The sequence below is a fragment of the Bradyrhizobium altum genome (assembly GCF_020889705.1).
Classification (GTDB): Bacteria; Pseudomonadota; Alphaproteobacteria; order Rhizobiales; family Xanthobacteraceae; genus Bradyrhizobium; species Bradyrhizobium altum.
Window position 1 is genome coordinate 1 of the sequence record NZ_JACMYP010000183.1, and the last position, 18,378, is coordinate 18,378.

Genomic DNA, 18,378 nt, shown 5'->3' on the forward strand with positions numbered 1-18,378 from the left:
CTTCCAACTTCGCCTTTTCCAGCAAGCGCCTGCAATCTAGTCTCGTTCACGACCAAGAGCTTCTGCTCCGTCGTAAACCGCGGCCGGTGGGCAATGCCGGCGACGGCTTCCACCTTCGAAACGTGTCGGACATGGGCGTATGCCTAAGGATTGGGCCTAGCTCCTGCTCCGGCTAACGCCGATGTCCGGTGAAATGGGAGTGCAGTTCAGACCGCGACCTTCCGATGTCATGATCTTTTCGAAGAGGCGAATGTCACCTTCGAGGCGAATGTCACCTTCGCGGGTAAGTCCGACGATGAATTGCCCGCGGAGCGTCAAACGGCTGTCTCGACGTCCGCTACGGCGTGCGAGACGGTTGGCCCCGCGGAGTTCTCATGGGAAGGGCACTCCGAAGGTCACCTTGCCTGCGGCCGCGGAGGGGCATGGTGGGCACGCCCGGTGTCCACACAATTGTGACGATTCAGGCTCGCACGAAAGCACGAAGCTGAGACCGTTCAGTCCCACGGCATGTAGAAATATGCAGCTACAGCGGCTGCTCCTAGCACCACAGTTCTGGCAATTGCTCCCAGAGCCACCCAAAACATTCCTCCCGAAGTTGCAGATGCTTCTTCAGGAGACAATTCGGTCACACCATAGGCTGACATATTGGTTTTCATTGTTGTCTCCTTTTCAAGTGAGAGTATCCATCAGTGATTCCGGCCGGCGACTCCTGCCGCTGTGCAAAGAGAGAAACAAGAGTCATGCCAATTGCCAGGCGCTTGAAAAGCGTGGAACGTCTTCACTTCCACCTTCGCCTTTTCCCGCAGCACCCCCAAGCTGAATCTGTCAGTGAGCGCGTCCCGCTGGAACTCCAGCTTGGCGCGTCCAGGGGGCGCCATAGGAGCGCTCGATCGGATGGGCTCCAACTCCATCCGACCAAGACGCGCTTGGTAGACTTCCGGTTCAAACGCCGAAGCGGGCATCATCCCACGACAAACGAGGACCACATTCTCTTTCTTGGCTTCATTTACCTCCAGGGAGGAGGCCTCCGGCTGCAATGGATGCTGCTAGGCCCGCCAATACTCCCACGATCGCCCAAAACACTCCTCCCGAAGTTGCAGATGCTTCTTCAGGAGTTAATTCGGTTACACCATAAGCTAATATGTCGGCCTTCATTGTTATCCCCTTTTCAAGTGCAAGCGCGAAGCTGAAGCTCCCGCCTGGCAGAGACAGAAAATCAAGGAACGTGCCAACCCTGCCAGGTAGCGCCCCACATAAACCGCTCTCCATTTTGTTCAATGGCTTAATCGAGAGTGTGGCCACGCCGGCCGTACATCTCCTTGTCCGAGACACGACAAACCGGACAACAGGCGGCGCGACCTGGACGCGAAGGCGCGACGCTGCCATCCGCACAATCTTTTCCTTGAACCCCTCGCGAGTCCTCGGGCGTGATCTCCGCATCCGCATCGCATTGCCGAGGTGGTAATGGCGGTAGTGCTTGTCTCAGGCTGCCAAAAGCTTGAGAGGCCTTCAGCCTTTGCCGATCTTTCGTCAACGAGCGTATCTCGGAGGGGAGGGGCGCGTGGGGACCGCAGCCGTCGTGTTTGCGGGCGAGACGAGATGGGAATGCCGCCATTCGACACGGCCGCCACGATCTGACCCGGATCGACCCGGGGCCTCCATCCACAGCAATGGCAGGGCGATGGCCACCGTCGCCGCGAAGCCCACGGCGAAGGCCGTATTGGGGCACTTCATTTTTGCGTTCGCGCCACGTCTATGATCGGGGATTGTCGCTCCGGCGGCTACCGGTAGCAGGCTGTGGCAGCCTGGAACAGCAACAGTAGTTTTGTGTGATGCCACTGGGTGACATCCGCAAACCGACCGTTGATTCACCATCGAAAACAGAGTCGAGCCCTAATTCCAGCCTCGCATGAGCACGAAATTTGTAGGCTCGACCTCTTCGGTGATGAAAAAATCGAGATGATCGAAAGTCCAAGAGAATTTCGGCCTCGGTGGTGGCGGATGATCCCGAGCATAGAGACCGGCGGCCGAGATTGGGCCATCGAGCAAAGGCTCGAGTCGCCGGATCCATTTCGCGCATTGCTTCGCGTAGTGAACCGAGTGTAGCGTGTGTCCGAACGTCGTGTTCAATGCGGATATAGCGACCGAGCCGGGCAGCATCCCACCAAAGGCAACCTTATCGTGCGCCGACCAAAGGCGCATTCGTTCGGCGCTATCGTGATCGAATACCTCATGACCGAAGATCGCGATGACGTGAAACTTTTCGCGATGGACCTCGGCGACGATCAAGTCGTTCGTCCGGTCGACATGACCGCGCGGATGGATCGTCTGGCCGAGGTGAAAGTGATGATAACCCATCGCGTTCAGCACGAAGTCCTTGTCGGACCATCGATCGGCGGGTGGAGCGTTCTGGGCGCGAGCCGCCGGTGCATATCCCCTGGTGCGGGGCGCGATGGAAAGATGCGGCATGAGATCGTCGCCCCTGCGCATCTTCTCCAGGAAAATCTCGATGGCGTCCGAATGCGCGGCCCAACGCAGGTCCGCGCATGCCGCAGGCTCGACGCTCACGGTTCGCGGGCGCTGGCCGACGTAACGGGATCGCCAACTCACGTAGTCGATCAATAGATCGCCAAGTCCCTTCGCCTGCATGTGAACAAGCGAGGCCCGGTCGTTCGGAAACCGAGGAATAACCTCGATCGCTTCGGACTTTCCTAATGCGGGGCGGTTCGTCCATCATCGTGGGTTTGGTCCGGGTTGCGTGCCGATCGGATTTGTCCGCGCTGCGTTCCTACTGAAAGCCGGCGCGCCATCCCGGCGGATTCGACCAGCGTCGATAGCTGGTCAGCACTGGAAATGGAATCCGAGTGGCAATGAGTTCGAGAGTCCGGCATCATCTCGGGCGTATCGGAGCTGACCCTTGCTTTCTTGATCGGCGGACCATCTTGCGGTGCGTCAGCCGCGTTCGGATTATCTACGCTGGCTGTCCGATAGTCAGCTAGATTGCCGCCCAGAAACAAGACCTCGGTCTCCTCGGTCGGTATTCCCCCCACCCAATCTCGCAGCTCCTTATCTCCGGGAGCATGCCCACGCTCCAGAATATCGTTGATTTTTTTGATCGGCCAGGCGGTGACGCTTGGTACCGTGTAGGTGTGCAGCTTCCTAGCGTTCTTTGCAATCGCGTTCGCGCCATTCTCACTGTGGTCCTTTGAAAGGCGCAGTCGCGAGGGGTCCTGGGACAATGACACAAAAGCACTGTCTGTAAGGCCTTGCGTGTGCCATGCAGCGAGGCGCGCCATATCAATTTCGTCCTCCCTTTCGTCGTCCGAGCAGATAGCAGCCTTGGAAACATGCGGGCTAGCGTGAGCACGCAAATCCGCTAAGGAACGCACATGCGCGATGGCACTCACCTCCTTGTCCAGGAGGTGTTCACAATCGATGTCCTCGTTCTGAAAGCGGTGCAGCGGCAGATACGATAATGCCACCGCGTCGTCGAAAATGCGGTCGCCGTCGACATTGCCGGCAGAAGATTCGGTGGTTCGTGGCCACTGTGCTGCTCGCTGCGCAGCCAGGTTGATCTCGCTCTTCAGCGCCTTAACGTTCGCTCCGGTTAGCGATGCGGCAAGTTCGGCGCGCCCCCTGACAAAGGATGCGACCGGGCACCGCTCGCTTTCCTCGATGGCGCACGCTCTCAGATTGCCCGTCGTCATGGTCGAGGGCAATCCAATCCGGGAATCCATCAACGCGGCAGCTGAATCTGATGCTCGGTGGATTGGCCGCAGCTCGCTCAGCTGCTGCTCGAAGTTCGCTTGATCCGGAGGCGGGTGTGCTGGTGAGCCGGTTTGTGCGCTTAGGCCGCCGGGCTGTGGCTGCGCCTGCTGCTGCCGCCGGAGATCGTAAGCTTCGATGAAGTCTTCTGCGGTGTCCGGTGGATCGATGTTCATCCGTTCCCCTCGAGCATGGGTCGTTTCAGGCCTTATCCTGGTAGGCGCGGCTTTCGAGAAGCTGACAAGTGAGGAAAGGAATGCGACCGACCGCCAACGTTTTGGGGGCTTCCCGCTCGGCTGCCACCGCTGCGGAGGAGAGCGCACCACGAACCTGCGTACACCAGCTAATCCCGCGCCTTCGCCGCGCGACGAACCAACCATCGACGGGGAATCAAGGTTTGCGATGGATGATGCCTTGCGAGTGCAGCAGTTCAACCGCCAGGGCGGTACGCAAAATGTCGCGCGTCGGTCACCCTTCACATCCGTAGCAGCTGCAAGAAGTCCTGCACAGTCCGCATCGCGACACGTGCCAAGATGGCTGGGTCGATTTACCCTCTGCGGCCAGAGTCAAGACCTTGTCGGCAAGGCATCCTTCAACGAAGAGGTTCGCCTCGCTTCGGGCACCATCCGGACAGCATCATCCAGAACACTCTCAGCTCAGTGCAAACTTTATTTTGCGAGGATTTTGCAGACCTCATGATGCTACTCCACAAAATAGAATTTGTTCGCGCCGGCTCCGACCTGCCCAGCCAGTGAAAAAATGCAACCCGGCACCCGTGGCACGGTCCGTCGAGTGAGTGTGGCATTCGGGCTGGCCAATTTGGCTCATCTAATTCTCTAAGCCCGTCAGGTTGTCGAAAGCTCATCCTGATAGAGCGAAAACCAGAGAGCGACACTATCTGCTCAGGATTGCGAGCCGACCCCAAACGGAGGGTAACATGGACCCATTTAACAGCATCAACCCATTCGACCGGAATTTCGCGACCTACAACGCCACGGTGGCACAACCGCAGCAGCAAGCGGAGTTTGAGCCGTACTTGGATGAAGTGCTGCAGCTTGATACCGCTGCCGTCGCAGGGGGGGCTGTTCCTCCAGACCGCTGCCACCCTCATCTGTCTGACGAAGACCGAGCGCTGGAACTCGGGCACCATAGTGCCTACGGTCCTCATCACGAAGACGCCGTCACCAGATATATTGGGGACGCCGCTGCGCAGCACAGCGCGCCTCGGGAAGCATTGAGTTGGCCAAAGGAGCTGACTGCGGAAGGTCACGATCAGGGTCTGATGCGAGGGATGATGGGCGAAACCATCCTGGCATCGTCTCTCGAGCCAACCGTGCGCGATCACCAGGCACCGGATCCCGGAGAAGTGGTTCGTCACTTCAGCTGGAGCGACGGCTACCATCCGGCTCCGAACGAGCCGACCGGGAGCGACCCCCTGTCAAGACACGAGGTCCTCATGGGTGAGGATTACACCGGGCAGTTGAGACCAGCGAAGAGGCAGAGGACGCTAAGTCATCCGCAAGGGGATGCCATTGGGCGGCAGCTGAGCGAGACCGGCAATTCAGCTGCTCGCGTGTTGATGGAAGACGCCGGCGCACCGTCGCCTCCCGGGCGAGCTGTCGGTTCGCCGGTGGTCCTTCCGGCGGAAGGTTACGATGAGGATCTGCTGTGGGCGAGGATGGAAGATGCCGGCCCGTCGTCCTCTCTCGGGCCAACCGCGCGCCATCCCTGGGCTCCGGATTTCGGAGAGGCCGTTCGTCCCTTCAACTCGCGGCACGGCGACCAGCACACATCGGCTGCGCTTGACGGTAGCAGCGTCCTGCCGAGCCAGGACAGCCGACCCGCCAGCTTCGTGGTTCACAATGACCGCTACACGGCGCTATTCGTGCCCGCGGCGGCGATGAGGCGAAGCACCCCACTCAATCCGCCAGGCGCTGCCATTCGTCTCGGATATCGACCGGAAAACGTTCCGCCGCCCAGCGCGCGGCCGGGGAATCAGGCCTCGCCAGCGCTGCCTGGACGGACGATGGAGCAAGCCTCGCCGGCGTCCGCCAGGGCTGAGACGACGTCCCCCGCGGTCCGCGAGATTTATGCTGCTTCATTCGCCGTTCCCGAGGACTTTTCGCACGGCACCCAACCCGCCCCGGACACGATGCTCTCGAAGCTGGGCCGCTGGGGCCTCTTGCCGGACGCGGCGCATCCGGTAAAGCACTACGACATTCGCGGCGAGCGCTACACAGCCCTCGCGGGGCCGGGAGGACCCAATGACATTCGGCTCATCCATCACCCTCGAGTGTAGACGCCGAGCAGCCCAAGATTGCACCACGGGCATTAATAGCAGTGCTTCCGGACTTGGGCTGTTGGTTTGGTGGCTCCTGTCAAGCAACAATAAGGACCCTTTATCTTCTCCGTTGAGAAGCCGTTTATCACAATCCTCCAATCTGAAAAGCGAGAAAAGAACATGATTGGTGCTGGCCGGGGGACTCTCCACCTCAGGCTACGCATTGGCAGCGGCTGGACGAGTCAAGGCCGAGTTCACAACCAGAGACGAAGCAGAGCAGGGGCGGTGGAGCTGAAGAGACGCTGCCCCGTGCTCCGGGGAATCTACGACGCGGAGTCGGGATGCCCGGCCACCAAGGCTCCTCTTCACGAGCAGCTCGACTGGCTGCTCCGTGCGAGATTCTGGCGCCTTCAGGAATTCCTGCTTCAGCGCAACAGAGCCCGATGGGATGCCCGATTGAATTCTCGCCCGGTCTTTTTCAGCAATCAGTGACGCCTGCCTGGGTTCAATCGGTCTTTCGATTGTCGCCGGTCGCGAGGATTGCCCGCCCGTTCCTTCCCCAATCACGGATTTGCCCGCGAATTTTCGGTAAAGCTGTCAGATCCTGACAGGTGCGCGTTTGCACGACGACCTGGTATGATCCGAGCGCTGCCGGCTCGACGCAGCAGGGGCAGTTCAGCAATCCGCGACCGAGACATACTCCTGCAAAAATCGAATGCTTCCTCAAGACAGTTGTTCCGTATCTCTCAAGCTGATCTACATTCTTCCCGGACGACGTGAGGCGGCGCGAGGGATGAGAAAGACCCTTGATCACATTGTCCAGCATCCAGCGCTATCACGGGCTTCGCTTGTTCGCAGCGCTCTGGGTTTTCGGCGGTGCCGTCTCGGGCATCATAAGCATGGCACAGAGCCCGGCTGCGCTGGCGACAAGCATGTACCAGGCAGGCGCCAGCGCGTTCCCGGTAACGTGGATCAGCCAGGCGACGACGGGTTGAGCTGTGCCTCCGAAGATCGCTATCGCAAAAGCGTAAATCGTCGCGAAGGCGCCACCGCGAATGTTCTTGGGCAAACCTTCGGCCATACTCACATAGAAGGCGCTATACGGAATCGTTCCGATGAGGCTGAGCGCGCCGAGGCCTCCGAGAAGTGCGAGGGCACTGCGGCTCTCTGCGATCCACAGGAACACCGGATAGGTCATCAGCAACGCGGTGATCTGTGGCCATATCATGATGTGCCGGCGTCCGGCCCGATCCGCGAGCCAACCGCCCAGCAGTGCGGCAGCTATTCCTACGGTATTGCTGATGAGCGTGGTCGCAAAAGCGAGTGGCGCAGAAACATGCAGGGTGTTCAGCGCGTATGTGGTCATATATCCCGTGACGTAGGTGATAATCGTGCAACTGGCCAAGATGACGAACCCCAAGCTCATGATGCGGCGAGCGGCAGGCGATCTCCTTACGGGCCGGGCGACGGGAGGCGGGACCTCGGGGCGATGCAACGTTTCCGACAGGGCGCTCCGCAACCAAAGTCCGAACGGCAGCGTACCGGCGCCGAGCAAAAGCGCGATCCGCCATCCGTATGCATCGAGTGCCTCGCTTGTCATGGCGAGGGAGAGTATTTCTCCGACCAACGCGCCGGCCGTCGCAGCTATCTGTTGGCTGGCAGGCTGAAACGAGACAGCAAGACCGCGGACTTCGGCCGGGGCCGCTTCCATCAAATAGGCGGTCGTCGGACCGACTTCACCTCCGAGCGCGAAGCCCTGCACCAAACGTGCGAAAATGGCCAGTAACGGAGCGGCAATTCCTATTGTCTCGTACGAAGGCGTAACGGCCAAAACAAGGATCGCGGCGCTCATCATGACGAAGCTGACGGTCATCGCGGGTCGGCGCCCGACCCGATCCGAGTACGAGCCGAGCACGATGGCCCCGATCGGTCTGGTCACAAAACCCGCGCCAAACGTCGCGAGCGACATCATGAGGCTGGCGAACGGATCTTTCGCCGGGAAGAACGCCTGACCGATCTGGATCGCGAAAAAGCTATAGGTCCCGAAGTCGTAGAATTCGAGAATATTGCCGATCGTTGCGCCCAACACGGCGCGGCTCGTCAAGGGCTCGTCTGCCGCAACAAGGACCGGCTCCGGCCTCTCCCGAGTAAATTGCCTGGCCATCCTCGACCCGTCTGGAGCGCGATCCCTGGCCCGAATATTTCGACCAGCCAGGTCGCGCACGTCGCATTCCACTTGCCGCACACGCCTCTATCTTGATCTGGCCGGCCCGTACGCCAGTGTTCCAGATGTGGACTGAAGCATGTCACGACGAAGCTCATGACAACGTGCAATAAAAATGCCTGCGGCCCCATTCAAGCCTTGAACGGATCGCGGCCCTTGCCAGCAAAGATAAATAAGAGAAACGCTGCGGTTGTCGGGCTGCGGCAACCGTCGTGCGCTGCTGTGCAATGGCGAGTTTGCGACAAAATTGGCGGGCGTCGAACAGGTGGCGCCTGCTCTGTCTGGCGATCGTCGCTGCGAGGAAGTGATCGGCGACGACCTCGGCGGGGACATGGTGCGCTCGTCGGGTTGGGTCATGGGTCCGCGACGTGTGCTTAGACGTGATCGCGCCGCCGCGAGTTCGGGCATGGCTCAGCGCGCCCGGATCGGAATGAGGCTACCCCAGTCCGCCGACAAGAAGGAACGCCGGGTTCCAGCGTCCAACCCACTCCGCCCTTGTCCCATGGCAGGCTCGGCAGGGAGGGCCTAATGTTCGGGGCAATCGGGGCAGGTGTCGCCGATCGAAGCCAGGACATCACGCCGCTCGGCGAGAATCTCCTCGGGCGAGAAGCCCGGCGAGGTGTCGAGGCGGGCCAGATCGAAGGCGCGCTCGCGCGCATGTGGATCGGCGCGATCCTGCATCCAGCCGTGCTCCTCGCATTCGCGGATGGCTCCGGCTTCCTTCAGCAAGCAGATCGCCCAACCATGGAGCGTGCGGATCGCCGGCTGTCTTGCGTTCGTCATCAGCATCTAGACTGCTCCTGCCGCCGTGAATCTTTGGGCGGCCCCATGTCGTTCCCGGCGCTTAGCACGGGGCAGGGATTCGCAATCCGCGGGTCTTTGGCTTGTTGTCCTGTTTACAAGCCTATCTGCGGACGCGAGCTCGGGAGCATCCTTCACTGCAGGCGACCTCGATTGGAGCGGCCGGGTGGTCTCCGCCCACCAAAGCCTCGGGCCAGGCGGGTTTGGTTTTGAGGGGACGGCGCTATCGAAGAGTTCGCCGCCCGACTGAAGAATCTGGCAGGAGGCCTCATTGTCCGAAACGTGATCGAATAGCGCGGACTATCGACCGGCGCGATGCTGTGCTCCCAGACGCGGCGTGCCTCACCGTCAAGGACGTAGAGGGAGCGGGGTCGGGCATCGAGCGTGAAACGCTTCCAGGACGCACCGGCTCTTCGCCGGAACCGGAATGGACAGTGCGATAGCAATGACAATCCGAAAACCTTATCGAACTGTTTCTTGTCGCGGTGCCAGCCGATGCCAGCGCCGATGTCATATTCCGTTACGAGTGCGTGCGCGATACTTCCTTGCCTGAGCTTCGCGAAGTCTTCAATCCGGCTTGCGAGGGGCCGAAGCCAATCGGGAATTGCGTCCGCGCGTTCAAGACGCTGCTGCGTGAAATCGTAACTGTGACCGAAATAAACCACCCGGCGTTTCCCTTCATATGCGCCGAACTGGAATGGCGCGAGCGGGAGCGATCTTATGTTCGCGAGAAGAACTTGCTCTTCGTCACGCGTGACGAATTCGGCTTCGTAGCTCAGCCCGGTCGGTCCGGGGGGCTCTGATGCAAATAGCGATCGCTGAGACGCCAGCATACCTCTTACAGCCTCTCCCTATTATGACTGAGCCTGCCGCGGTTGTTGCCACGCTTCTTGTCGAGGGAGGAACGCTCCGGCTTTCCGGACAGGATTGCTGATCGCGTTTTGGAGGCTAGCCAATATTTCTAGAGATGGTTCGAGGTTATCGAGTGGATCGCCACGGACTGGTCAATTCGCCAAACCCTGTATGATCGCTCCTACAGACGAGCATCCGCAAAAATGAGCATAGGTTGCAGACTGGCCAGCAGCGACAACGTCCAATTCACTCGAATAGGAGACACCGGTTCTTTCCAATTTCGGATTGGTGGCATTTCCATCCTGCGCGTGGTCTTAATGTCTGATCCGGCGATTTCGGGAAGCGCTTCGGCGGCATTCAGTGTGCACGCGCGTCTTGCTGCTGGGATAGATTTTTCGGTGGATCGACCTTTGGGCGTTCCACCTAGGCGGGCGGTGATGCTGCGGCCAGGTGAGGGTGATCCGCTCATCTCGCTTGACTACAAGGAACCGGAGTGTACATCGCGATGATGACGGCGATCGCGCCTGCAACAAAATCGCCGCCGGCAATTGCCAGACTGAGCGGTTCGTTGAAATTGCACCTTGAAGAAAAAAGGGAAGGCTGCCGAGACCCAGGCAGGCAGGAAGCGATATCCGGACGGGCCTTAAGGACCCGCTGGTCGCGTCTTCCTCAGCGCTGCACAACAGTTTTATACGTTGGATCGTCGGGGATCTGAGCTTCGTACTGCTTAGCTTTTTCCAGCAGGGCGTCGCGAACTGGACCTTCTGGTAAAAGTGCTGCTTGGTGGCGTGCCTCTCTCGCGCATTCCGCGACTTGACTTGCCAGTTCCTCCGTCTCGCGATCCATCGTCGTCGCTCCTCGGAGCCTCGGAAAAACCACGCTAGCGCGGTGGGCTCGTGGTTTCTTGCCGCGTCGCCGAATGCTCAGAAATCCACTTTGTCGCGTCGTGCTCCGTGACAAAGCCCTTGATGACTTCGGTTTCGCCATCGGCCCACAGAATATCGATCCTCCAGCCGGTGCCGGGGTTTTTACAAGCCAAGAAAGCTGGTCGCTGCTCGATCATTGCTTCAGTATGCGCCGACGGTGGCAAGCTACAAGCCAGTGATGCTGCCGCACTTCGCTTTTTTGGCCTTCCGGGCGACGCTATTCTTCAGCCCGGTCTTCAAACAGCCGGCGGTCCCGGCCGATCCCTTCGTCGCCCCGCGTCGAGAAGATCCGGCGACGGTGGCAGCTGGTTACGCTGCTCAGGAATCGGAGCTACGGCGGGATTGTCTTGGACCTTGCGCCGTCGCCTGTGACTGACTGCACGCCCGATTAGGCCGACAATCACCAACAATGCGCCCGCGGCGATGAGCCAGTGGGCTAGCTCCAGCCGTCCGATCGCGGTCTTGATCGCATCCATTTGCTTCTTCGCCTTTCAGATCGCGCTCGACCAGCCTCCGGGTGTCATCCCTCAATAATGAGGCGACGCAGGAACGCATTGCAGGCCTGCTCGGCTTCGGCGAACGTGCCGAAGGGCGATCCGGCCACTTGAGCCGCGGGCTTATTCAGGAAGTCTGGGCGATACGACGCAACAAAGCCCGGCTCTCCATGCAACCTAGGTCCGTTTCGGCTCTCGTTGCTGATAACGAATGAATAGTCGTCGCTGCTTGCAATCCATATCTCCAGATCGCCCGTGTCGACGCGCCTGAAGTGCAGGGCCATTTTACCCTCCACATTTGCCCAACTAGGCCCCGGATCAACTCGATCGGTTCATTTCCGGTTCCGGTCGCGTCGGACCTTCTGGAATTCCTCGGGACCTTTGACGAGTTGGCGCTTGCGTTTGGCTAACTCGCCTGAATTGCGGCACCGTCGGCAAATTTGTCGATTGCGTCGCCGGCCATGTCGCTGGCGCGCGTTGGCGTTGCCTTTCGCTCTTGGGGGGCGCCTGCCGTTGGCAGGGCCAACGTGGACCAGCCGACGGATAGCCTCAGGGCGGCGGGGGTAGGCGCGGACCTGCTCGAAACTCAACCGGTCCGGGGCGTAGCCGAAATGGCGGCTAAACTTTGCGATCGCATAGATATAGGGTTGTTGGGTCGACGGCGACAGATTGCGGACCGTCATGTAAGCGGTGTTGGCCGGCACGTAGCGCTCGCGAGGTCCAGAACAACTGACGTCGGGTGAGAGTGTCAGCCTCTCGCAGGCATCGACAACGCCCAAATGCTCACGCCAGTAAATCAGCTTGGCGAGCGTGTGAAAACTCTGCGGTTGCACGGCCAATCATGTCCATTTCGGATGGACAGCGCAACACGCCGCTAGAGCGAGATGGGGTCAGGTTGAATCGATTGGGGATTCCCAAATCAGCCGGTTTCTGATTCACCATGCTGACTGGAAGGAGGCCAGTATGGATGGGCAAGCCTTACTCGCTGGATCTTCGCAAGCGTGTCGTAGCCGCGATTGAGGGCGGGATGTCCCGCAATCAGGCGGCCAAGCAGTTTGGGGTGGCGATCAGCACGGCGATCGGCTGGATGCAGCGGGTCGAGGAGACCGGCAGCGTTGAGCCTGGCCAGATGGGTGGTCACAAGCCGAAGGCGGTTTCGGGAGGCCACGCAGTCTGGCTGTCGCAGCGGATCAGGGACGGCGATTTCACCATACGCGGTCTCGTTGCCGAGCTTGCCGGTCGCGGCCTGAAGGTCGACTACCACTCGGTGTGGGACTTCGTGCATGCCGAGAAGCTCAGCTTCAAAAAAAAGCGTGGCGGCTGGCGAACGCGATCGGCCTGAGGTCGCGCGGCGGCGAGCCCAGTGGACAAAGTATCAAGGTCGCGTCGAAGTTGAGCGGCTGGTCTTCATCGACGAGAGTGTGCTGCAGAGCAGCGGAAGGAGTTCAACATGAACTAGGACCGTTAGCGTAAAGCTGCGTGAATGATGGGGGACGGCCCCCCGGGATCGGCTTTCAGGAGCAGGTCTCAAACCAATCCGAGCTGCTGCGGTAAAGAGCCGTGGTGGTGAGCGTCGGATGAAAAGTTCGGACGAGATCCGAGCAGGTCGGTGTCCGAAAGACGAACGAAAGTGAACCTCTGAGAACGCGTCGTTATGAACTTAAGTGTCGTCGAAACCAGGACCGTTTCGTCATCCTGGGACAAGTCCGCCAGAAGCCTGATGACCGGGCGGGCGGCGACCGGCGTAGAGGGGGCGTGAGTTGGACATAGGCTTTCACGCGGAACTGCAGGAACCAGGCTCCTGATGCAAAGGGAGAAGCTCAAGCGGGCCAAACCCGCAAGGCGAGAGTACCGATGCAGGAGTCTGGGGCGGACCGACCCGTATGAGCGTTGAGGGTCCTGTAATGGGGCCGGAGCAAAGGGGTCGGATCAGGTGGTTGTATTGTTTGAAACAACTGGAAACAGGATGACTTCGATAGGTACGACAGACAAGCCGTTTCGAATTGCGAAACGACAAGTGTACGAAGCTTACAAAGCGGTCAAAGCCAACCATGGTGCAGCCGGGGTGGACGGGCAGACCCTGGAGATGTTCGAGAAAGATCTTGCAGGAAACCTCTACAAGGTCTGGAATCGGATGTCCTCGGGGACGTACTTCCCGCCGCCGGTTCGCGCTGTCTCCATTCCGAAGAAGAGTGGAGGCGACAGGGTTTTGGGTGTGCCCACCGCAGCGATCGGATCGCGCAGATGGTGGTCAAGCAGATGATTGGGCCGGATTTGGACTCCCTCTTTCTTCCAGACTCCTACGGCTACAGGCCAGGAAAATCGGCCCTGGATGCCGTGGGCGTGACGCGGCAGCGGTGCTGGAAGTATGACTGGGTTCTGGAATTCGACATCAAAGGGCTGTTTGACAACCTTCCGCACGATCTCCTGCTGAAGGCAGTCAGGAAACATGTCACATGCAAGTGGGCTCTGCTCTACATCGAAAGATGGCTGGCAGCGCCGATGGAGAAGAACGGAGAAGTGGTCGAGCGCACACGCGGTACCCCGCAAGGGGGTGTTGTCAGCCCGATCTTATCGAATCTCTTCATGCACTATGCATTTGATCTGTGGATGACGCGGACACACCCTGATCTTCCATGGTGTCGATATGCGGACGATGGCCTTGTGCATTGCCGGAATGAGCAGCAGGCAGAAGCCCTCAAGGCGGAGCTTGGTGCTCGACTGGTAGCATGCGGGCTCCAAATGCATCCGACAAAGACCAAGATCGTCTATTGCAAAGACCAAAGGCGTAAAGGGCAATACCCGAATGTCGTGTTCGACTTCCTCGGGTATCAGTTCCGACCGCGACGCGTGGCGAACACACAGCGAGATGAGTTCTTCTGTGGCTACACGCCTGCGGCCAGCCCAACGGCAATGAAGTCGATGCGAGCCACGATCAAAAGCTTGAACATTCCCCGGCAAACGCCGGGGACGCTGGCTGAAATCGCCCAACGGCTCAATCCACTCCTTCGGGGATGGATAGCCTATTACGGCCGTTACAGCCGTTCGGCCCTGTCCACTCTGGCTGATTACGTCAACCGGAAACTCAGGGCGTGGATCATGCGCAAGTTCAAGCGCTTTCAGTCCCATAAGACACGCGCCAGCCTCTTCGTGAGAAAGCTGGCGCGGGAAAATCCAGGACTGTTTGTGCACTGGAAGGCGTTCGGAACGAATACGTTTGCCTGATGGGAGCGGTGTGAATCGAGAGGTTCACGCACCGTTCTGCGAGAGGCCGGCAGGTGAAATCCCTCCGGCCTACTCACCCCTGGACCAGGACCGATATGGCGCCGTTGCGGGGATGGGCGCCGCGCGGGTGCAGACTTCACGCCAAGGTTCCCCACGGCCGCTGGAAGACCATGACCTTCCTGGCGGCCCTGCGCCATGACCGGATCGATGCACCATGGTTCATCGAGGGGCCGATCGATGGCGTGAGCTTTCGCACCTATGTCGAGAAGGTGCTTCTGCCCGTCCTTCGACCCGGCGATATCGTCATCTTGGACAACCTCGGCAGCCACAGGGGCAAAGCAGTTCGCCAACTCATCCGTTCGGTCGGCGCCAAACTTTTCTTCCTGCCAAAATACTCGCCCGACCTGAACCCGATCGAACAGGTCTTTGCCAAGCTCAAGCACCTCGTCCGCAAGGCTGCCGCGCGAACCGTCGACGCGGTCTGCGCCGCTATCGGCCATGCACTCGATGCCTTCACATCCGAGGAATGCGCCAACTACCTGAAAAACTCAGGCTATCGAACCTAATGCCATCACGCTTTAGTTGCGGCTGATGTATCCCCACCGCGGCTCTAAGTACACTCTTCCTGAGCGACACCTCCACAGATCGATCATTCCTCCCTTGCTAACCCTCTCTCTGCGAGGTGCGCGGATTGATCCTTCGTGATTTCGACTCACGATGTCCTTTTGCCACTTGTCGCGTACGTCTCGGCCGTTCGGCGACCACAGTCATCAAGAATTTTTCGCGCGTAAACAGAAGCTCGTCGAGCAACTGGGCGTCACCGAAGATGCTGACGAGCGAGACAAGATCGACGTCAACTTCGGTAGATCAACACCGCACTGGTTTTTTTGGAGAAGACTGAGCCCAAGCGTGCTGATTCCGCTCGATGTCGCCCACGATTCCGGAATGATCTCGCCACCGTTCCGATTTGATGTCGCCCGCCATTGAACGAACCCGCTACGCGGAATGGGGGCAAGCCTGCTGAACTGAGATGTCCTGTCTGAGAGGATGTTGGTCTTCGCACCACCCCTCTCAAGACAGGAGACCCCAGATGGCTACGATGAGCCCTCACCTTTGGAGGATGCGCGAGCCGCGAATTCTTGCTGAGACGCGTCAGGTTCTCGACAGCTACCCTCGTTAGCAAAACAGTGCGGATCTCCAGACGGCGATTATGATTACTGCTTGCAATGGAAATGGACATCGGAGTGCCAATGTCGGGGCGGTGGAGGGGTCGTCTGGTGGTGTGGCGCTAACGATGGGTTGTTGCTGGGGGGCTACCTCGAGCCGGATCCTCAGCTGACGCTGACGCCTTGATTGTCCTCGATCTGCCGCCTCCATTCCCCAGCACATGAGATCCGAGCCTACCCTTAGATGGGCCTATACTTTCGAAGGTAAGAACGGATGGACTTCAACTCGACTGACCGGGCTCTTCAACGATCGGGCAGCGCGGGCCCGCAAGAGAGCTCACCGGCCTCCCCCTCGGCAGACGCGGCGGCCTTTGAGCGGCAGCTGAGCGAGATCGCCAATTCAGGCGGCCGCGTGCTGAGGCAGGCCCCCATCCGTCAAGTCGGTGCATCGCCATCTGAGGCTCAGCCCATGATGCAGGGGAGGGGGCGCGAATACATCCCAGGTGGAGGTGGTGGGGCGATGCTGGGCGCCTCGGCGCTGCAGGCGGGTCAGTTCACTGGGGTCCTGGTAGGTCGCAGCAAGCGCCCTCTTTATAGCGAGGATGCGCCCCTTATCGAAGGGCTGAGGCCGGCACTCATCGCGCGTGGGGCCAAGGAAATCACCGCCAAAAAAAATGTAGATTGCCTTCTCAGATTTGGGCGTTGGCTCTTTGAAAACGACAAGCAGGGCATTGCTGCTCCGCTTTACGACAAGTCGCTGGATGAAGATGTCAAGGAGTTCAGGAACAGGGGTGGACGCCCAGACAGCACTCTCTCATCTCCGGGCGTCCCAGTCGGGGGGCGGACTCGCGCTAATCGTAGCTCCCCCCGCCCTGAATCCTTATCCCAATGACGCGGCCCTCATCAAACAGTACAAAGCAGCCGTGATTGCGAACGGGTTCTCCCGAGATTCCGCCAACAAATATGCGCGTGCTCTTGGCAGTTTCGGTCAGTACCTGCGTGAAAACAACAAGCAGGGCATTGCTGCTCGGCTTTACGACAGGTCGCTAGATGGAGATGTCGAGGGCTATAAGGCCTCCCCTCGTAGCAAACCGAAGATCGCAACCGCACTGGCTCACCTCCGGAAGTCGCAGGCGGGGGGCCGGGCGACGGAGATCAGGCACAATATTCCCCCCGTTCCTGATCCGGAAGACACGGTCTTAATGGAGCCAAGCCGCGTCGGGGATACCACTGCGCAGCACAGCGCGCCGGAGGGAGCTATCAATGCGCCAGCGGTGCTTTCTGTGGAAGGTTACGACCAGGATCTGCTTCGGCAGGTGATGGACGAAGCCGGCCCCTTGTCGCCTCTCGAGCTAACCGCGCGCCGACACCAAGCGCCGGATCCCGGAGACTCCTTTCACCGCTTGAACTCGGCCCACGACCACCAGTGGGCCCCGGATGAGCTGGTGGATGCACCTGACAGGAGCAATCTCCTGCCAGGCGAGGAGGTGCTCAACAACGATGAGCATGACATGGCGGAGTCGAGGCCGGCGAAGAGGCAGAGCATCCTAAACAGTCCGCAAATGGGTGCATCGCCATCGAAGGCGCAGCCGATGATGCAGGGGAGCCGGCACGAATACAGCCCAGTGCCGCATGGCGGAGGCGATGGGTCGCCGTTAGGTGCCTCGGTGCTGCAGCCGGATTACTCAACTGCGGCTTACGTGGGTCGCAGCACCCACCCCCTTTATTCGGAGGATGCGCGCCTCATTTCGGGGCTTAAGGAGGCGCTCCTCAGGGGTGGGGCCGCCGAGAGCACCGCCAAAAGCAATGTAGATTATCTTCTCAGCTTGGGCCGCTGGCTCTTTGCAAACAACAAGAAGAGCATTGCTGCTCGGCTTTACGACGAGTCGCTGACCGAGGATGTCGAGGAGTTCAAGGGAGACGGTGATGCCCGCAACCTCCTTACCGCATTAGGTCATCTCAAGACCTTCCAGTCGGCGGGCGGAGTCTTGCCGATCGCAGGCCGCGTTGACCTAACTCCTTATCCCGAGGACGCGGCCCTCATCAAAGAGTACAAAAAGAAGTAGGCACAGATACCGCCAAAACCTATGCAACTATTATCACCGATTTCAGTTACTACCTGCGTGAAAACAACAAGCAGGGCATTGTTGCTCGGCTTTACGACAGGTCGCTGGACGAAGATACCAAGCGCTATAAGGACGCCGGTGGTCACAGAGCGATCCGCGCCGCACTGGATCATCTCCGGGCCGCAGCGAGCCAACTCAGTCCGCCCCCTTTTCATTCAGAGGATGCGCACCTTATTTCGGGGCTTGAGGATGCACCGATTCACGATAAATTCAAGAAGATCAACGCCCAGAAGAATGCAAGGATTCTTCGCAGATTCTCCCAGTGGCTTTTTGCAAACAACAAGCCGGGAATTGCCGCTCGGGTTGACGACAAGTCGCTGGATAAAGATGCCAAGGAGTTCAGCGACAGCGGGGAGCGGGGCGTCCTTACGGCACTAGCTCATCTCCGGGCCTTCCAGTCGGCGGGCGGAGTCGCGCCCGTTGCAAGCCGCGCCGACGCGATAGACCCCCCTTTTTCCGAGGATGCGCACCTTATTTCGCAGCTTGAAAATGCACTCATCGAGGCTAGGTACCATAAG

Annotated in this window: 15 protein-coding genes and 3 pseudogenes; 7 read left to right on the top strand and 11 right to left on the bottom strand. The window is 59.5% G+C overall.

The window, feature by feature from the left end:
- Window positions 1-494 precede the first annotated feature (494 nt).
- From H8B02_RS32990 to H8B02_RS33005, 4 genes are all read right to left on the bottom strand, one after another.
- Complete coding sequence (locus tag H8B02_RS32990; protein WP_229170064.1) at window positions 495-656, bottom strand: hypothetical protein; 162 nt, start codon at window positions 654-656, stop codon at window positions 495-497.
- A gap of 346 nt (window positions 657-1,002) precedes the next feature.
- Complete coding sequence (locus H8B02_RS32995; protein WP_229170065.1) at window positions 1,003-1,302, bottom strand: hypothetical protein; 300 nt, start codon at window positions 1,300-1,302, stop codon at window positions 1,003-1,005.
- A gap of 591 nt (window positions 1,303-1,893) precedes the next feature.
- Window positions 1,894-2,649: a hypothetical protein gene (locus tag H8B02_RS33000; protein ID WP_229170066.1), complete on the bottom strand. Its 756-nt coding sequence runs from the start codon at window positions 2,647-2,649 to the stop codon at window positions 1,894-1,896.
- A 62-nt stretch (window positions 2,650-2,711) separates the two neighbouring features.
- Complete coding sequence (locus H8B02_RS33005; RefSeq protein WP_229170067.1) at window positions 2,712-3,941, bottom strand: hypothetical protein; 1,230 nt, start codon at window positions 3,939-3,941, stop codon at window positions 2,712-2,714.
- A gap of 761 nt (window positions 3,942-4,702) precedes the next feature.
- Here H8B02_RS33005 and H8B02_RS33010 point away from each other — a divergent pair.
- Window positions 4,703-6,064 carry a hypothetical protein gene (locus tag H8B02_RS33010; RefSeq protein ID WP_229170068.1) on the top strand — a complete coding sequence of 454 codons (1,362 nt, stop codon included), beginning with the start codon at window positions 4,703-4,705 and terminating at the stop codon, window positions 6,062-6,064.
- Window positions 6,065-6,881: 817 nt separating this feature from the next.
- Here the strand turns inward: H8B02_RS33010 and H8B02_RS33015 are convergent.
- The 3 genes from H8B02_RS33015 to H8B02_RS33025 all read right to left on the bottom strand — a co-directional run bounded on the left by H8B02_RS33015 (window position 6,882) and on the right by H8B02_RS33025 (window position 9,736).
- Window positions 6,882-8,210 (bottom strand): MFS transporter, encoded by a 1,329-nt coding sequence (locus tag H8B02_RS33015; RefSeq protein WP_229170069.1) that lies wholly within the window; start codon window positions 8,208-8,210, stop codon window positions 6,882-6,884.
- Window positions 8,211-8,795: 585 nt separating this feature from the next.
- Window positions 8,796-9,059: a hypothetical protein gene (locus H8B02_RS33020; RefSeq protein WP_229170070.1), complete on the bottom strand. Its 264-nt coding sequence runs from the start codon at window positions 9,057-9,059 to the stop codon at window positions 8,796-8,798.
- 146 nt (window positions 9,060-9,205) lie between these two features.
- Window positions 9,206-9,736: an alpha-ketoglutarate-dependent dioxygenase AlkB gene (locus H8B02_RS33025; RefSeq protein WP_312001437.1), complete on the bottom strand. Its 531-nt coding sequence runs from the start codon at window positions 9,734-9,736 to the stop codon at window positions 9,206-9,208.
- Between H8B02_RS33025 and H8B02_RS48660 the strand changes: the two genes are divergently transcribed.
- Window positions 9,617-9,874, top strand: a complete 258-nt coding sequence (locus H8B02_RS48660; RefSeq protein WP_312001439.1) for a hypothetical protein — start codon at window positions 9,617-9,619, stop codon at window positions 9,872-9,874. The two genes, H8B02_RS33025 and H8B02_RS48660, sit on opposite strands and share 120 nt — an antisense overlap.
- 718 nt (window positions 9,875-10,592) lie before the next feature.
- Here H8B02_RS48660 and H8B02_RS33030 read toward each other — a convergent pair.
- From H8B02_RS33030 to H8B02_RS49130, 4 genes are all read right to left on the bottom strand, one after another.
- Complete coding sequence (locus tag H8B02_RS33030) at window positions 10,593-10,769, bottom strand: hypothetical protein (RefSeq protein WP_229170071.1); 177 nt, start codon at window positions 10,767-10,769, stop codon at window positions 10,593-10,595.
- A gap of 34 nt (window positions 10,770-10,803) precedes the next feature.
- Complete coding sequence (locus H8B02_RS33035) at window positions 10,804-10,986, bottom strand: hypothetical protein (RefSeq protein WP_229170072.1); 183 nt, start codon at window positions 10,984-10,986, stop codon at window positions 10,804-10,806.
- Between the two features lie 383 nt (window positions 10,987-11,369).
- Window positions 11,370-11,627 carry a hypothetical protein gene (locus H8B02_RS33040; protein WP_229170073.1) on the bottom strand — a complete coding sequence of 86 codons (258 nt, stop codon included), beginning with the start codon at window positions 11,625-11,627 and terminating at the stop codon, window positions 11,370-11,372.
- Between the two features lie 48 nt (window positions 11,628-11,675).
- A complete protein-coding gene (locus H8B02_RS49130; RefSeq protein ID WP_376711739.1) occupies window positions 11,676-12,182 on the bottom strand; it encodes a hypothetical protein in 507 nt (168 codons plus the stop codon).
- A gap of 128 nt (window positions 12,183-12,310) precedes the next feature.
- On the opposite strand from H8B02_RS49130, the pseudogene H8B02_RS33050 reads away from it, so the two are divergent.
- From H8B02_RS33050 to H8B02_RS33070, 5 genes and pseudogenes are all read left to right on the top strand, one after another.
- A pseudogene (locus H8B02_RS33050) lies at window positions 12,311-12,764 on the top strand (IS630 transposase-related protein); the annotation flags it as partial.
- A gap of 545 nt (window positions 12,765-13,309) precedes the next feature.
- Window positions 13,310-14,568: pseudogene (ltrA, locus tag H8B02_RS33055) on the top strand (group II intron reverse transcriptase/maturase).
- 80 nt (window positions 14,569-14,648) lie between these two features.
- A pseudogene (locus H8B02_RS33060) lies at window positions 14,649-15,134 on the top strand (IS630 family transposase); the annotation flags it as partial.
- Between the two features lie 166 nt (window positions 15,135-15,300).
- Window positions 15,301-15,555, top strand: coding sequence for a hypothetical protein (locus H8B02_RS33065; RefSeq protein ID WP_229170074.1), 255 nt, complete (start codon window positions 15,301-15,303; stop codon window positions 15,553-15,555).
- A gap of 1,102 nt (window positions 15,556-16,657) precedes the next feature.
- Window positions 16,658-17,800, top strand: coding sequence for a hypothetical protein (locus H8B02_RS33070; RefSeq protein ID WP_229170075.1), 1,143 nt, complete (start codon window positions 16,658-16,660; stop codon window positions 17,798-17,800).
- The last annotated feature ends 578 nt before the right edge of the window (window positions 17,801-18,378 follow it).

Excerpts from the sequence above, each read along its gene's own strand:
- H8B02_RS32990 (WP_229170064.1), bottom strand. The coding sequence starts at position 656 with ATGAAAACCAATATGTCAGCCTATGGTGTGACCGAATTGTCTCCTGAA.
- H8B02_RS33000 (WP_229170066.1), bottom strand. The coding sequence starts at position 2,649 with ATGCAGGCGAAGGGACTTGGCGATCTATTGATCGACTACGTGAGTTGG.
- H8B02_RS33005 (WP_229170067.1), bottom strand. The coding sequence starts at position 3,941 with ATGAACATCGATCCACCGGACACCGCAGAAGACTTCATCGAAGCTTAC.
- H8B02_RS33010 (WP_229170068.1), top strand. The coding sequence starts at position 4,703 with ATGGACCCATTTAACAGCATCAACCCATTCGACCGGAATTTCGCGACC.
- H8B02_RS33015 (WP_229170069.1), bottom strand. The coding sequence starts at position 8,210 with ATGGCCAGGCAATTTACTCGGGAGAGGCCGGAGCCGGTCCTTGTTGCG.
- H8B02_RS33020 (WP_229170070.1), bottom strand. The coding sequence starts at position 9,059 with ATGCTGATGACGAACGCAAGACAGCCGGCGATCCGCACGCTCCATGGT.
- H8B02_RS33030 (WP_229170071.1), bottom strand. The coding sequence starts at position 10,769 with ATGGATCGCGAGACGGAGGAACTGGCAAGTCAAGTCGCGGAATGCGCG.
- H8B02_RS33035 (WP_229170072.1), bottom strand. The coding sequence starts at position 10,986 with ATGATCGAGCAGCGACCAGCTTTCTTGGCTTGTAAAAACCCCGGCACC.
- H8B02_RS33040 (WP_229170073.1), bottom strand. The coding sequence starts at position 11,627 with ATGGCCCTGCACTTCAGGCGCGTCGACACGGGCGATCTGGAGATATGG.